The organism is Mesorhizobium sp. M0408, assembly GCF_040321495.1.
In the GTDB taxonomy this organism is placed as follows: Bacteria; Pseudomonadota; Alphaproteobacteria; order Rhizobiales; family Rhizobiaceae; genus Mesorhizobium.
Genome location: NZ_JAMYRO010000001.1, coordinates 104,918 through 117,389, shown reverse-complemented (window position 1 = coordinate 117,389; position 12,472 = coordinate 104,918). Strand labels below are relative to the sequence as shown.

Below are 12,472 nucleotides of genomic sequence, written 5' to 3'. Positions count from 1 at the left end.
TCGACACCGAAGCCGGCGCCGTTCATGATTGACCCTTATGCCAGACGACAGCCGCACCGCCGAAACCAGGCCCTCTCCCGACGCGCTGCTCGAGCATGCCGAGCGGGAGGAGCGCGGTCGCCTGAGGATATTTCTCGGCGCCGCCCCCGGTGTCGGCAAGACCTACGAGATGCTGATGTCGGGCCGCGCCAGGCTGGCCGACGGGGTCGACGTGGTGATCGGCATCGTCGAGACGCACGGCCGCAAGGAAACCCAGACGCTGGTCGAAGGCTACGAGGTCATTCCTCGCCTTGAGATCGATTACAAGGGGCGGATCCTTGAGGAGATGAATCTCGACGCCATCCTCGCCCGGCACCCGGCCCTAGTTCTGGTCGACGAACTCGCCCACACCAACGTCGCCGGCAGCCGTCACCCCAAGCGCTATCTCGACGTCCAGGAAATCCTGACGCACGGCATCGATGTCTACACGACGCTGAATATCCAGCACGTCGAGAGCCTGAACGATGTCGTGGCGCAGATCACCCGCGTCAGGGTGCGGGAAACTGTCCCCGACTCCATAATCGACCAGGCCGACGACATCGAGATCATCGACCTCACCCCCGACGATCTGATCAAGCGGCTTGAGGAAGGCAAGGTCTACATCCCCAGCACCGCCCAGCGCGCCATCGAGAACTATTTCTCGCCGGGCAATCTGACGGCGCTCCGGGAATTGGCGCTCCGCCGCACTGCCCAGCGGGTCGACGAGCAGTTGCTGACCCACATGCAGGCCCACGCGATACCCGGGCCTTGGGCGGCGGGGGAAAGGGTTCTCGTCTGCGTCGATGCGCGTCCGGGCGGGGCGGCCCGTGTACGCTATGCGCGGAGGTTGGCCGACCGGCTCCGCGCCCCTTGGACGGCGCTTCATGTCGATACCCCTCATTCAGCGGCCATGCCCGAGGAGGACAAGGATCGGCTGGCGACGCAGCTGCGCCTTGCCGAGCAGCTCGGTGCCGAGGTGACGACCATTCCGGGTCAGAACGTCGCGCAAGACATCGTTCGGCATGCGACGGCGAACAACTTCACCCATATCGTGATCGGCAGGCCGACCCGATCGCGCTGGCGGGAATTGATCGAAGGCTCGCTCACTTACGATCTCATCCGCAATGCCGGCGACATCAGCGTCCATGTCATTTCGGGAAACGAACGCAACGCCGAGGCGACGTCGAGGACCGTCAAGGCGGCGGACGAGCAGTGGCAGTTCGAGATCTGGCCCTATCTCAGGGCCACGGCCTATGTTGTTGGCTCGCTCGCCTTCGCCGTTCTTCTCGACCAGTTTCTCGACGTCCGCAATCTGGCGATCATCTTTCTCATTGGGGTCCTGACGTCGGCGGTGACCGGCGGTCTCTGGCCGGCTTTGTATGCCTGCCTCATCAGCGCCATTGCCTTCAACTATTTCTTCCTGGAACCACGCTACACGCTGACGATCGAGGATCCGGAGAGCATCGTTGCGCTGGCTGTCTTCCTGGTTGTTGCGGTCATTGCCAGCAATCTAACAGCGCGCGTGCAGCGTCAGGCGGTCGCTGCGCGCTCGCGGGCACGCGCCACAGAAGATATTTATCTCTTCTCAAAGAAGCTCGCCGGCGCTGGGACGCTTGATGACGTTCTCTGGGCGACTGCCTTCCAGATCGCCTCGATGCTGAAGCTGCGCGTGGTGCTGCTTCTGCCGGAGAACGGCACAATTGCGGTCAAAGCCGGCTACCCACCCGACGACACGCTGGCCGAGGCCGACATCGCAGCAGCCCGCTGGGCCTGGGAGCATAACCGCGCCGCCGGGCGCGGCGCCGACACGCTGCCCGGAGCAAAGCGCCTCTATCTGCCCTTGCGGACCGGACGCACGGCGGTGGGCGTTGTCGGCCTCGACAACGACAAGCAAGGTCCGCTGCTGACACCCGAGCAGCAGCGTCTGCTCGATGCGCTCGCCGACCAGGCGGCGGTCGCCATCGAGCGCATCCAGCTCGTCGCCGATGTTGACCGGGCCAAGCTCGCGGCCGAGGCAGACCGTCTGCGCTCGGCCTTGCTCACCTCCATTTCCCACGATTTGAAGACGCCACTTGCCGCCATCATGGGCGCGGCCGGAACACTCAGGGACTTCGAGGCCGCACTTCCCGAGCAGGACCGGACGGAACTGCTGTCGACCGTGCTCGATGAAGCGGAGAGGCTTAACCGCTTCATTGCCAATCTGCTCGATATGACCAAGATCGAATCCGGCACGATGGAGCCGAACTATGCGTTTCACTATCTCGGCGACATTGTCGGTTCAGCTCTGTATCGGGCCCGCAAAATCGTCGGCGAGCATAAGACCGAGATCGACATTCCATCGGATCTGCCGATGTTGCGGGTCGACCCCGTTCTGTTCGAACAGGTGCTGTTCAACCTCCTCGACAATGCTGCAAAATACGCGCCGCCAGGTTCGACGATCCGCCTGCAAGCCTGGGCCGACAACGGCTTCGTCATCCTGCAGATCATGGATGAGGGACCAGGCATTCCGCCAGCGGATCTAGAGCGCGTTTTCGACACTTTCTACCGTGTGCGCAAGGGTGACCAGGTGCGTGCCGGCACGGGGCTCGGCCTGTCGATTTGCCGCGGCTTCATCGAAGCGATGGGCGGGACGCTCTCGGCGGCAAACAGGTCCGACCGCTCGGGGGCGGTTTTCACCATCAGGATGCAACTGGTGCCGGCGGAACTGCCCAACCTCGGCGAACCCGATGCGGGCCATCAAAATATGGACGATCTGGCATGACGAGCCTGGACGTCAGGATATTGGTGGTCGACGATGAACCGCCGATCCGGAAACTGCTTCGCGTCGGGCTTGGCAGCCAAGGCTACGCGATCAGCGAGGCGCCGAACGCCAGGGCGGCGATTGAACTCATCGAGACGGAAAAGCCGGACCTTGTCCTGCTCGATCTCGGCCTCCCCGGCATGAGCGGCCATGATTTGCTGCGCAAATGGCGGGATGATGGCCTGGACATTCCCGTGGTTATTCTTTCCAGCCGCACTGATGAGGCCGGCATCGTGTCCGCCCTCGAACTCGGCGCCGACGACTATGTCACCAAGCCGTTCGGTATGAACGAGCTTGTCGCACGCATCCGCGTAGCGCTTCGCCACAAGTTTCAGCAGCAGGGTGAGAGACCGGTGTTCCAAACCGGCGACCTCTCCGTCGATCTGGTGAAGCGCGTCGTCAAGGTCGAGGACAAGGAGATAAAGCTCTCGCCGAAGGAATACGACATTCTTCGCACCTTGGTGCAGCACGCCGGCAAGGTTCTCACCCACCAGTTCCTGCTGAAGCAGGTCTGGGGCGATTCCACCGACGTTCAATATCTCAGAGTCTATGTCCGGCAACTCAGGCTAAAGATTGAGAAGACGCCCGACCAGCCCCGCTATATCACGACCGAGACCGGCGTCGGATACCGGCTGCGCGAAGTCGATTGACGCGAGGAGCATCCGAAGCCGAAATGCCTCTTCCAATCCGCTTCAAATCAGCGGCGGCCATGGTGTCGTCGGACAAAAGCCCTATATTAAGGAAAGATCGGTTTTGTGCGGGAATGAATGGATGTCACGGCTTCGTCTATTGACGTTTTTAGGGTCGGCAATGCTGACCGCGGCGATGCTGTCGGGCGTAAATCCTGCTGCATCGGCACAGGTCGTCAGTCCCGCCGACCGCAACGTGTTGATCCAGCAAGACCAGTTGCAGATGTTGGAGAACAGGCTGCGGCGGCAGCAATACCAGCAGCAGCAACAGCAGTACCGTGCCCAGGATCGCCAAATCCCAACACCGCAACGGCAGGAGGTGCCGCAGATGAGGCCAACTTGCCAGTTGCTGCCGTCGGGGAGCGGCTTTGTCAGCACCTGCCGCTGACGACCGGCCCTTTCCATTTATTTAGCCGACTTATATATTGTGGAAACCGCTCCGCTTGCGCCCCATTGAAAGCGGCCGACTTTGCAACGCTGCCCTTGCCGTTTGGGCACCGCCTCGACTGGATTATCGAATGGCAGCCAGCAAGAAGAAGGTCGTACGCAAGGCAAGGGAGGGCGACCGGATTCGCCAGGTCGCGGCGATTCCGTTTCGGCTGAACGAGCATGGCGAAGTCGAGGTGATGCTGGTCACATCGCGAACGACAAGGCGCTTTATTGTGCCGAAGGGCTGGCCGATGAAGGGCAAGAGCGGCCGCAAGGCGGCCACCATCGAAGCACAGGAAGAAGCCGGCGTTCTCGGCAAGACACTGAAACAGCCGGCCGGCACCTATTGCTACTGGAAGCGGCTGGCGAACCGCTTCGTCCGTGTCGACGTCGTCGTCTATTTGCTGGAGGTAACCGAGGAACTTGCCGACTGGCAGGAATCCAAGAGGCGTCAGCGTGCGTGGCTGGCACCAGCCGACGCGGCGTTGCTCATCGACGAGCCGGATCTTTCGACGCTGGTGAGGAACATCAGGATTGCCGAGCTGGAGCATAATCCCAAAAAGCAGGGTCCGGCGTTCGGAAAAGATCCCGCTCAATAGAAGATGGAGGCCTGCCCCGACTGTGTCGGGATGGAATTGGTTCCAGCGCCCGCCGCCGCCGTCTCTTGAACCGATGCCTCACTGACTGCCATCGTCTTCCTCGGGCAGAGGCCGCGCCGGCGTGCCGGTATAGGCCCACAGCCATTCGCGCGGCAGCGGCCCCTTGTTGCGGTCGCTTTCCTGCGACTGTTCCCACGCATGTGCGAGGATGCCGACCGAGCGCGACAGCACGAAAAGGCCGCGCGTCAGCGGCGGCGGAAAGCCGAGCTCGCCGTAGATGACGGCCGTGGCGCCGTCGATATTGAGCGGGATTTTTTTGCCCTTGCGCCGCGCCACCTCGGCCTCGATCGCCTCGGCGATATCGGCGAAGCGCCCGCTGACGATGCCGCGCGCGGCAAAGTCGCGGGTTAGCTCGATGAGGCGGGGCGCCCGCGGGTCGACCGGATGGAAACGATGGCCGAGCCCGGGCACATAACCGTTTTCCCCGGCAAGGAAACGATCGAGCCGCGCCGACACGGCGTCCGCAAGCGGCATGCCGGCGTCCAGTTCGGCAGCGATGTCTCCGTAGAAGGAAAGCGCCTGTTCGCCGGCGCCACCATGCACATCGCCAAGCACGTTGACGGCTGATGCCATGGCGCTGTTGATGCCGACGCCGCAGGTGATCGCCATACGGGCGATGGCGATCGACGGCGCCTGCGGCCCATGGTCGACGGCAGCACCCAGCGCGATGCCAAGCAGCGCCGCCTGCTCCTCGCTTGGCGTTTCGCCGCGCAGCATGAGCCAGATCATTGCCGGAAAGCTGACGCGACCGATCAGATCCTGGATTTCATAGCCGCGCAGCCGGATGACGCCGGGGCGCATCTCGATGATGCCGGTCTGCCACCATTCCTCGCCGCGCGCGCGACCAGTCTTGTTTTGCGTTCCGCTCATGCCTTCGCTCTTTTCTTGGCGCGTGGCGGCAGGTCGGCAAAAACCTCGTCCATATGCTCGCCCAGCCCCGGCGGCGGCCTGCTCGGCAAAGGTGCCTTGCCATCGACCATGAAGCCGCCGCGCACCACGGTCAGCGGCTTGTCCATTCCGGACACAGCCTGGAAGCGCGCCGTCATGCCGCGCTCGATCACCTGTTGCTCCTGCAGTATCTGCGGGATTGTCAGCACCCGGCCTGCCGGCACGCCGGCGCGATTGAACGTCTCCTCCCAGGCGGCGGCCGAGCCGCTCGCCAAGGCATCCTCGATCAGCGCTTTCAATGCAATGCGGTTCTGCTTGCGCGTTTCTCGCTCGGCAAAGCGGACATCCGAGGCCAGCTCCGGCCGGCCGATCAATCGGCACAGCGCGATGAACTGCTCCTGCTTGTTGGCTGCGATGTTGAGCAAGCCGTCGCCGGTGCGAAACGCGCCAGACGGTGCGGCCGTCATGTTTTCATTGCCCATCGGCTGCGGCTCGACGTCCGCCGTCAGATAGTTCGACACCGGCCAGCCGAGCGCAGAAAGCGTGCATTCGAGCATCGACACGTCCAGGAACGCGCCCTCGCCTGTCGTCTTCTGCTTGACCAATGCGGCGGTAATGGCGAACGCCCCGACCAGCCCGCCAAGCGTATCGGCAACCGGATAGCCGACACGCAGCGGCGCCGTTTCCGGTGTACCGGTGATGCTCATAATCCCGGAAAGACCCTGGATGATCTGGTCGTAGGCTGGATTGTCGCGCATCGGCCCGGTCTGGCCGAAGCCCGATATCGCACAATAGACAAGGCTTGGCCGGACCTCCTTCAGCCTGGCATGGCCAAGCCCCAGCCGGTCCATTACGCCGGGGCGGAAATTCTCGACCAGCGCGTCGGCCGAAGCGACCAGATCGAGGAAGCGTTCGCGGCCGGCCTCCTGCTTGAGATCGAGCGCCACCGAGCGTTTGCCGGCATTCTGCGCCAGGAACGAAGCGCCCATGCCCGCCCGGTTGAGCTCCGGCGAGGCGCCGAGCTGGCGCGCCAGATCACCGCCTTGCGGCGTCTCGACCTTGATGACGTCGGCCCCGAGCAACGCCAGCTGGTAGGCGCAATAGGGGCCGGCCAGCACATTGGTCAGGTCAAGGATGCGGATGCCGGAAAGCAGGTCTGTCATGACGTCACGAACAGCTCAGGCATCGCCCGGCACGTGCTCCGGTCCACGCATGCGTCTGTGCTCGATGTAGGCCCAGATATGCGGTCCAACCAGCCCGATGAAGGCCAGCGTCAGCAGCGTCAGCGACAGCGGATGCTTGTAGAACACCGTCCAATCGCCGTTGGAGATGGTCATCGCGCGGCGGAACTGCGTTTCGGCAAGCGGCCCGAGAATCATGCCGATGATGACGGGCGCGGTCGGGAAATCGAAACGCCGCATCAGAAAGCCGGCGGCACCGAGCAGATAGAGGATGACGAGGTCGATCGGCGATTGCGAGATGCCGTAAGTGCCAACCGTGGCGAACACCAGGATGCCGGCATAGAGTTGCGGGGCCGGGATCTTCAGCAATCGCACCCAGAGCCCGATCAGCGGCAGGTTGAGGACGACGAGGATGAAATTGGCGATGAACAGGCTGGCGATCAGCCCCCACACCAGGTCGGCCTGTGTCGTCAGCAGCAGCGGCCCCGGATTGATACCGTAGCTCTGGAACGCCGACAGCATGATCGCGGCCGTCGCCGAGGTCGGCAGGCCGAGCGTCAGCATCGGCACCAGCACGCCGGCCGCGGATGCATTGTTGGCGGCCTCCGGCCCGGCAACGCCCTCGATGGCGCCGACGGTGCCGAACTCCTCCTTGTGTCTGGAGAGTTTCTTCTCGATCGCATAGGACAGGAAGGTCGGGATTTCGGCGCCGCCGGCCGGCATGGCGCCTATCGGGAAGCCGATCAGGGCGCCGCGCAGCCATGGCCTCCACGAGCGCGACCATTCGGCCGCGGTCATATAGAGCGACCCTTTCAACGGCACGATATCGTCCTTACCGGCATAACGGCGCGAGGCCATGTAAAGCGTCTCGCCAACGGCGAACAGGCCAACGGCGACGACGATGACGTCGACGCCGTCGAGCAATTCGCTCGTGCCGAAGGTGAAGCGCGGCTGCCCCGTCTGCAGGTCGACGCCTATCATGCCGACGACGAAGCCGACGAACAGGCTGGTCAGGCCGCGCACCGACGACGAGCCGAGCACTGCCGAAACCGTGATGAAGGCCAGCACCATCAGCGAGAAATATTCGGCCGGGCCGAAGGCCAGCGCGAATTTGACGACGATCGGCGCCAGGAAGGCAACGCCGATGGTGCCCAGCGTGCCGGCGACGAAGGAGCCGATCGCCGAGGTCGCCAGGGCCGCACCGCCGCGGCCGGAGCGGGCCATCCGGTTGCCTTCCAGCGCGGTGACGATGGTGGCGCTTTCGCCAGGCGTGTTGAGCAGGATCGATGTCGTCGAGCCGCCATACATGGCGCCGTAGTAGATGCCGGCAAACAGGATGAAGGACGCCTCCGGCGCCACCTGATAGGTGATCGGCAACAGCAGCGCGATGGTCAGTGCCGGCCCGAGGCCGGGCAGCACGCCGATCGCAGTCCCCAGCGTGGTGCCGACCAGGCACCATATGAGATTGATCGGCGAGAAGGCGACCGAAAATCCGTGCGCGAGATGGCCGAGCGTTTCCATGGCGTCAGCCCCTCAGCATGGCAACGACCGAATCGACGATCGCGTTCAGCTGGTTTTCGATGAAGCCGGCGCCGATATTGACGCCAAGCGCCCTGGCAAAGCCGAAATAGGCGGCCAGCGCCAGGATCAGCCCGAGCAGCACGTCACGCAGCGGACGCCGGCTGCCGAAACCGTGGCAGATGAGAACGAACATGATGACAGATGCAGCGGTAAAGCCGAGCGGCTGGATTAGCACCAGATTGGCGATCAGTCCGAGGGCGACGATGCCCATCGCCTTCCAGTCGGTCGGCGTCTCCTTTTCGTCCTCCGGCTGCCATCCGCCCCGCAAGGCGGCAATGATGAGCAGCAGCGACAGGATCATCATCCCGGTCATGGTGATGTAGGGAAAGACGGTCGGACCGACCTTGGAATAGAGCGGCGACACCGGGATTGCCAGCGTCTGCCAGGCAACCGCACCGGCACAGGCGAGGAGCCCGACGCCGATCAGCAGTTCGGGCACTGCAAGGCGCGGCGGCGCCGGCTGGTCGCTGGTGCTCATCATCGTCCTCCCAATGTCGGTCCCTTCGGGCCGGTTCTCCTTGGACCGGTCTCACTCGGCCGATCTCGGCGTAGTTTCACCTCCGGCGCCGCGTATGTCCATGCGGCTGGCGAAAGTCGGCAAGGGTTGGCGCAGGCTGCCGCCCCTTGCCGAGAGCATCACGCTAGGCCGAGGTCCTTGAGGATCGTCCCGATGCGGGCCGTGTCTTCTGCGACGAATTTCGCATAATCGTCACCGGTGAGCAGGATCTGCGTCCAGTTGCGGTTCTTGCATTCGGTGGCCCAGGCGTCGCTCTTGGCCATGGTCTCGATCAGCTTGATCATTGCTGCCTTGTCGGCGTCCGAGACGCCGGGCGGTGCGAAGACGCCACGCCAGTTGAACAGCTCGACATCTATGCCGGCTTCCTTCATCGTCGGCGCATCGATCCCCTCCTGGCGTTTGTCCGCGGAGATGGCCAGCAGCCGCAGCGCACCCGCCTTGACCTGTTCGGCGAACTCGCCATAGCCGGAGATGCCGGCCGCGACCTGGTTGCCGAGCAGCGCCGAAAGCGCCTCGCCGCCGCCGGCGAACGGCACATAGGAAAGATTGGTGGCCGGAACACCAACGGTCTTGGCGATGAGGCCGAACAATATATGGTCCGAGCCGCCGGCCGAACCGCCAGCAACCGGAACCTGCGTCGGGTCAGCCTTGAGAGCAGCGACAAAGTCCGCGGCCGTCTTGAACGGCGAGGCGGCCGGCACCACAAGCGCCTCGAACTCGCCAGTAAGGCGGGCGATTGGCGTGACCTCGGTAAGGTTGTTAGCCGCCTTGTTGGCGATGATCGCGCCGACCATGACCATGCCAGCCACCATCAGCGCATTGCCCTTGCCCTTCCACTGATTGACGAATTGCGGCAGGCCGACAGTACCGCCGGCGCCGCCGACATTGGTGATCTGCGAGCCGGAGATCAGTTTTTCACTGCGCAGCACCTGGTCCATGGCGCGCGCCGTCTGGTCCCAGCCGCCGCCTGGCGCCGCCGGCACGAAAATCTGCAGCTGCGGCGCGTCCTGCGCGAAGGCGGGGATAAAATGCGATTGCGCGAGTCCGGCAGCACCTGCTGCCGCGGTGCTCATCAAGAATCGGCGTCTGTTCAGCATGGGATTCCTCCAAATCGCGACACCTCCTCCGGTGCCTGCCAGAAACGTGGCCTGACTTCAGACCCGCTCGATAAAATTCATGCAGAGTTTGCGTCCTCCTGTCAAAGACAGAACACGCCGCATGCGGCACAATCGGCCTGCGCGATTTTCAGGCTGGCGGACCGGACGCCCGAAGACGACGTGGCAGGCAGTGCCAAACAGCATCCGTCAGGGTTGCCGCTCCAGCAGGATGGTCGGCTTGCCTTGGTAGACGGTTCGCAGCACTTCGCCATAACCGCATTTTGCCGCGACGTTCAGCGAGCCGGTGTTTTCCGGATCGATGATGCAGACGGTCTTCGCGGCTGCAAATGCCTCATCGCCCCAGGCAAGCACCCGTGCGACGACTTCGCTGGCCAACCCCTGGCCATGCACGCCCGAAACCAGAGCCCAGCCGGCCTCCGGAATGCCCTCGATCGACGGCGTCATGTCGCGTTTCAGATCGTGAAAGCCGGCCTCGCCGATGAAGCGGCCGGTCGCCTTTTCCTCGATCGCCCAGAAGCCGTAGCCCAGAAGCGACCACAGGCCGGCATGGCGCAGGAAACGCATCCAGCTTTCCTCCCGCGTGCGCGGCTTGCCGCCGATAAAACGGGTGACGACGGGATCGGCCCACATTGCGACATAGGCGTCGAAATCGTCCAGCCGGTGCGGCCGCAGGACCGTGCGAGAGGTCTCAATCACTGGGGCGACAATTGTATGCGGACTGGCCATGGTCATGTCTCGGTTGTGTTGCCGGTGCCTAATGCAGGTCATCCAACGGTTAGGACAGCGACATGCATGAGACGGGGAATCAAAATCCGTTGCGTAAAACAAGAGCCAAGGCTGTGTAGATTATCTTCCAGGCTGATGTGAATTCTGCCAAGCAGTGTTATTTTTCGCCAGTATTGGTTCACGTGCGTTCGGTTTCGGCGCTGCCGTCCGACAGAGGGGAACAGCATGGACACCACCGACCTTGTGCTTGCCATCTTCCATCATCTGCTGGTGTTTTCGCTGGCAGGCATCATCGGCGCCGAGTTCGTCCTGATCCGCAGCGACTTGTCCGCCGCGACGCTGAAGCGGCTTGTCGGCATCGATCGCCACTACGGCATCATCGCCATGCTGATCATCGTCGCCGGCATCGGCCGCGTCATCTATGGTCTCAAGGGCTGGGAATTCTACGTCTACAACTGGATGTTCTGGGCAAAGATGGCCGCTTTCGCAATTGTCGGCCTGTTGTCGATTATCCCGACCGTCCGATTCCTGTCCTGGAACAGGCAGGCGAGCGCCAGTTCCGGCTTCCAGGTGCCTGCGGCGGAGCTAGCGTCCGTTCGCACCTATGTCCGCACCGCGGCCTTCATCTTCCTCTTGATCCCGGTGTTCGCGGCGGCGATGGCGCGCGGCTATGGCTACTAGCATAGGTTGGAGGAAGGGCATCGCACGGCCCAGCCTTCCCACTCATTTGCGCGGATAGACGTGCAGTTTGCCGTTTGAGCCCGATTGTCATTTGTCGGGTTGCGCTAGTTATTGCTCCATCTACAGTCAGTTTTGAGAGGAACTCCACGCAGCGGTTGGTAATTCGTATCATGGGAGGAATCACGATGAGAAAATTCGTCGCCGCGCTGGCTGTCGCTGCGGCCGCCATGCTTTACCCACCGGCCGCTGGCGCGCAGACCTACCCCGAACGCACCATCACCATTGTCGTGCCGTTTTCGGCCGGCGGCCCTACTGACACCGTCACGCGTCTTGTCGCGGAAGCCATGTCGAAGGACCTCGGCCAGCAGGTCATCGTCGAGAATGTCGGCGGCGCCGGCGGCACACTGGGCGCCGGCCGCGTCGCAAATGCCGAGCCTGACGGCTACACGCTGCTCCTCCATCACATCGGCATGGCGACAAGTGCTACGCTCTACAGAAAGCTCGCCTACGACACGCTGAACGCATTCGAATATGTCGGCCTCGTCACCGAGGTGCCGATGACCATCGTCGGCCGCAAGGACCTCGAGCCGACCGATCTGAAGGGGCTGGTCGACTACGCCAAGGCCAACAAGGACAGCATCACCGTTGCCAATGCCGGGATCGGTGCCGCCTCGCATCTGTGCGGCATGCTGTTTATGAGCGCCATCGGCACGCCGCTGGTCACCGTACCCTACAAGGGCACCGGCCCGGCCATGACCGATCTTCTCGGCGGCCAGGTCGACATCATGTGCGACCAGACGACCAATACCACCAAGCAGATCCAGGGCGGCACGATCAAGGCTTATGCCGTAACCTCGCCGCAACGGCTAGACGTGCTGCCGGACGTGCCGACGACGATAGAGGCCGGTCTTCCCCAGGTGCAGGTCGGCATCTGGCACGGCATCTATGCACCCAAGGGCACGCCGGCCGAGATCACCGAACGCCTGTCGAAATCTCTGCAGGTGGCGCTGAAGGACCAGAACGTCGTCGCCCGATTTGCCGAACTCGGCACCAAGCCGTCGCCCGAGGCCGATGCCACGCCGGCCGCGCTCAAGGCCAAGCTGGAAAGTGAGATTGCGCGCTGGAAGCCGATCATCGAAGCGGCCGGCCAGTACGCCGACTAAAGGTTTTCAACGGGGCGCCGCC

Annotated in this window: 12 protein-coding genes; 6 read left to right on the top strand and 6 right to left on the bottom strand. The window is 63.3% G+C overall.

Going from position 1 to position 12,472, the window contains the following annotated elements; translation table 11 throughout:
• Window positions 1–37: 37 nt before the first annotated feature.
• From NKI67_RS00595 to NKI67_RS00580, 4 genes are all read left to right on the top strand, one after another.
• On the top strand, window positions 38–2,779 hold the full coding sequence (locus tag NKI67_RS00595; RefSeq protein ID WP_352588308.1) for a DUF4118 domain-containing protein: 2,742 nt from the start codon (window positions 38–40) through the stop codon (window positions 2,777–2,779).
• Window positions 2,776–3,468, top strand: a complete 693-nt coding sequence (locus NKI67_RS00590; protein WP_023675295.1) for a response regulator transcription factor — start codon at window positions 2,776–2,778, stop codon at window positions 3,466–3,468. The genes NKI67_RS00595 and NKI67_RS00590 overlap by 4 nt, the downstream gene beginning before the upstream one ends.
• 121 nt (window positions 3,469–3,589) lie before the next feature.
• Entirely contained in the window at window positions 3,590–3,895 is a 306-nt protein-coding gene (locus tag NKI67_RS00585; RefSeq protein WP_023675294.1) for a hypothetical protein, read from the top strand.
• A 130-nt stretch (window positions 3,896–4,025) separates the two neighbouring features.
• Window positions 4,026–4,535, top strand: coding sequence for an NUDIX hydrolase (locus NKI67_RS00580; protein WP_352465927.1), 510 nt, complete (start codon window positions 4,026–4,028; stop codon window positions 4,533–4,535).
• Between the two features lie 78 nt (window positions 4,536–4,613).
• On the opposite strand, the gene NKI67_RS00575 is transcribed toward NKI67_RS00580, so the two are convergent.
• From NKI67_RS00575 to NKI67_RS00550, 6 genes are all read right to left on the bottom strand, one after another.
• Window positions 4,614–5,465 (bottom strand): citryl-CoA lyase, encoded by an 852-nt coding sequence (locus NKI67_RS00575; protein WP_352465928.1) that lies wholly within the window; start codon window positions 5,463–5,465, stop codon window positions 4,614–4,616.
• On the bottom strand, window positions 5,462–6,646 hold the full coding sequence (locus tag NKI67_RS00570; protein ID WP_352465929.1) for a CaiB/BaiF CoA transferase family protein: 1,185 nt from the start codon (window positions 6,644–6,646) through the stop codon (window positions 5,462–5,464). The genes NKI67_RS00575 and NKI67_RS00570 overlap by 4 nt, the downstream gene beginning before the upstream one ends.
• Window positions 6,647–6,661: 15 nt before the next feature.
• The gene (locus NKI67_RS00565) at window positions 6,662–8,185 is read right to left on the bottom strand and encodes a tripartite tricarboxylate transporter permease (protein WP_352568211.1); all 1,524 of its coding nucleotides are present in this window, start codon (window positions 8,183–8,185) and stop codon (window positions 6,662–6,664) included.
• Between the two features lie 4 nt (window positions 8,186–8,189).
• Window positions 8,190–8,723: a tripartite tricarboxylate transporter TctB family protein gene (locus tag NKI67_RS00560; RefSeq protein ID WP_352453996.1), complete on the bottom strand. Its 534-nt coding sequence runs from the start codon at window positions 8,721–8,723 to the stop codon at window positions 8,190–8,192.
• Between the two features lie 158 nt (window positions 8,724–8,881).
• A complete protein-coding gene (locus tag NKI67_RS00555) occupies window positions 8,882–9,859 on the bottom strand; it encodes a Bug family tripartite tricarboxylate transporter substrate binding protein (RefSeq protein WP_352576226.1) in 978 nt (325 codons plus the stop codon).
• A 207-nt stretch (window positions 9,860–10,066) separates the two neighbouring features.
• The gene (locus NKI67_RS00550) at window positions 10,067–10,606 is read right to left on the bottom strand and encodes a GNAT family N-acetyltransferase (RefSeq protein ID WP_352576228.1); all 540 of its coding nucleotides are present in this window, start codon (window positions 10,604–10,606) and stop codon (window positions 10,067–10,069) included.
• A gap of 225 nt (window positions 10,607–10,831) precedes the next feature.
• On the opposite strand from NKI67_RS00550, the gene NKI67_RS00545 reads away from it, so the two are divergent.
• Window positions 10,832–11,287: a DUF2214 family protein gene (locus tag NKI67_RS00545; protein ID WP_352453993.1), complete on the top strand. Its 456-nt coding sequence runs from the start codon at window positions 10,832–10,834 to the stop codon at window positions 11,285–11,287.
• 185 nt (window positions 11,288–11,472) lie between these two features.
• Complete coding sequence (locus NKI67_RS00540; protein ID WP_352453992.1) at window positions 11,473–12,450, top strand: tripartite tricarboxylate transporter substrate-binding protein; 978 nt, start codon at window positions 11,473–11,475, stop codon at window positions 12,448–12,450.
• Window positions 12,451–12,472: the final 22 nt, after the last annotated feature.

Bases quoted from the DNA above. Each gene is read 5' to 3' on its own strand.
- NKI67_RS00550 (WP_352576228.1), bottom strand. From the start codon at position 10,606: ATGGCCAGTCCGCATACAATTGTCGCCCCAGTGATTGAGACCTCTCGC.
- NKI67_RS00585 (WP_023675294.1), top strand. From the start codon at position 3,590: ATGTCACGGCTTCGTCTATTGACGTTTTTAGGGTCGGCAATGCTGACC.
- NKI67_RS00555 (WP_352576226.1), bottom strand. From the start codon at position 9,859: ATGCTGAACAGACGCCGATTCTTGATGAGCACCGCGGCAGCAGGTGCT.
- NKI67_RS00545 (WP_352453993.1), top strand. From the start codon at position 10,832: ATGGACACCACCGACCTTGTGCTTGCCATCTTCCATCATCTGCTGGTG.
- NKI67_RS00580 (WP_352465927.1), top strand. From the start codon at position 4,026: ATGGCAGCCAGCAAGAAGAAGGTCGTACGCAAGGCAAGGGAGGGCGAC.
- NKI67_RS00595 (WP_352588308.1), top strand. From the start codon at position 38: ATGCCAGACGACAGCCGCACCGCCGAAACCAGGCCCTCTCCCGACGCG.
- NKI67_RS00540 (WP_352453992.1), top strand. From the start codon at position 11,473: ATGAGAAAATTCGTCGCCGCGCTGGCTGTCGCTGCGGCCGCCATGCTT.
- NKI67_RS00560 (WP_352453996.1), bottom strand. From the start codon at position 8,723: ATGAGCACCAGCGACCAGCCGGCGCCGCCGCGCCTTGCAGTGCCCGAA.
- NKI67_RS00570 (WP_352465929.1), bottom strand. From the start codon at position 6,646: ATGACAGACCTGCTTTCCGGCATCCGCATCCTTGACCTGACCAATGTG.
- NKI67_RS00575 (WP_352465928.1), bottom strand. From the start codon at position 5,465: ATGAGCGGAACGCAAAACAAGACTGGTCGCGCGCGCGGCGAGGAATGG.
- NKI67_RS00590 (WP_023675295.1), top strand. From the start codon at position 2,776: ATGACGAGCCTGGACGTCAGGATATTGGTGGTCGACGATGAACCGCCG.
- NKI67_RS00565 (WP_352568211.1), bottom strand. From the start codon at position 8,185: ATGGAAACGCTCGGCCATCTCGCGCACGGATTTTCGGTCGCCTTCTCG.